Below are 1,573 nucleotides of genomic sequence, written 5' to 3'. Positions count from 1 at the left end.
CTCTACCTCGCGAACTACTTCGACGGTGAGTATCCGGAGGACAACGAAAACTTCGCTGCGTACCAGACCAGTGAAGAAGCAGAAGCACGTTGCGCCGAAGAGGTTGCGTATCAGCAGCGCTTCCATGGGCCGAAATCGGAACGCCACACCACGAAAGAATGGCGATACTACGCGTCAGCTATCGAATACGTGATTCCGCGCGCCCGGCTGAGCGCGCAGGAACAGAAGCTCGTCGAACGCCTGAAGGACTGCTCGAAGGATTTGGACGTGGCAGATCGCCATGCCCTGCTCGATCTGATCGACCGGCTGCGTGCCCACGAAGAGCCGGACGAGAAATAAGCACTTGACACAGCATAAAATGGCTCCCATTCTAGGAGCCATTCTCACATCTGGAGGCGATATGTTTCAAGTAACGCAGGAATTCGTGTTCTGTTCAGGCGTCGCTGTCGGGGCCCTGAGCGCGATTTGCATTATTGCCAGTTTCGCTTATCTCGATGGCTGGTTTGATAAACCGCAGCCGCGTCGGTTCCATGACATCGACGACGGTTCCTATCGTGGGAAGTCCGTGCGATGAACGAACTCTGGGAAAACCCGCTATACACGGTGGAAGAGCGTCTGGAAATGGCGGTCGGTGGCATCCTGTTCCGTGACAGGTGCCTGAAGCAAGCATACGAGCGCCTCAATCAGGCGAACCAAAGGCTGCGGGAGGTCGCGGAGTTGGCGCATGCCGTGAACGACGTGATCGAGCTGTTCGAAGAGTTTTACGCGGACAGCAAGGGACAGCCGATCACTGATCGGCTGCGCGAAATCAGTGCAGTGCTTCACGCACAAAAACAAGGAGAGTAAATATGTTCACGGCAATGAGTATGGTGTGGCTTGTGGCCGGAGTCTTTATCGGTGTCTTCATCAGCGTTGTCTACTGTGCGTTCCACGAGGACCGCATCACCCGGGAAATCCGGGAAGCACGCATGAAGAAGGAGCTGGTCGAAGCGAACCTGTATCTGGCGCGCAAGCAAAAAGAGTTTGCGGAACTGACTGGGAAGGACGTGCAACCCGAACCTGCTAAGCCGGATGACCACGCCAGTGCCGCAGACTGGAGTTCGCGTACGGTACGTATCACCCAGACGGACCGAGACGGTAATACAACGGTGAAAACTCGCAACTATGACGAGCTGACGGACGCGGAGCGTGCGCAATTCGATGTGATGATGCGCAAATTCAACCAGACCATGGCGAATTTCGACAAGACTATGCGAGGCGCGTTTGCATGAAGGCCATAGAGCTTCTTGAACAAGCGCTTCCATACGTGCGTGGCCAGAATGAGGCGCTTGTCCGCAAGATCGAGAAGAAACTGCGGAAAGATGGTAAGCAGCGGGAACTCACGGTCGCGCAGTCGTTCTACGAAATGGTGGTAACCGTTCTGTGTAGAGTGGCTGAAGTACGAAAACGGCACTGGATAGAGCCTGACCACGAACTCTGTGAATGGCTCGGGTGCAGCGACTACACAACTTTTCAAATGGAAATCGAAAAAGCCTTCTGGATTGAGGCTTTGACAGCTCCCGAGGTAGCGGAT

4 protein-coding genes are annotated in these 1,573 nt (G+C 54.9%); all 4 read left to right on the top strand.

The genetic code is table 11. The features are described from left to right. A partial coding sequence (locus AC1RO3_RS07795) for a hypothetical protein (RefSeq protein WP_251211677.1) occupies window positions 1-339 on the top strand: 339 nt, incomplete at its 5' end. 231 nt (window positions 340-570) lie between these two features. Further along, window positions 571-846, top strand: a complete 276-nt coding sequence (locus AC1RO3_RS07790) for a hypothetical protein (RefSeq protein ID WP_281106395.1) — start codon at window positions 571-573, stop codon at window positions 844-846. A 2-nt stretch (window positions 847-848) separates the two neighbouring features. After that, a complete protein-coding gene (locus AC1RO3_RS07785; protein ID WP_481763903.1) occupies window positions 849-1,271 on the top strand; it encodes a hypothetical protein in 423 nt (140 codons plus the stop codon). Beyond that, on the top strand, window positions 1,268-1,573 hold a 306-nt coding region (locus AC1RO3_RS07780; RefSeq protein ID WP_481763902.1), incomplete at its 3' end, for a hypothetical protein. The genes AC1RO3_RS07785 and AC1RO3_RS07780, both read left to right, overlap by 4 nt.

It is taken from the genome of Dellaglioa sp. CoH-57-MRSF-19 (genome assembly GCF_056781975.1).
Note: the sequence above shows the minus strand (reverse complement) of the source record. Positions and strands in the feature narration are given on the sequence as shown.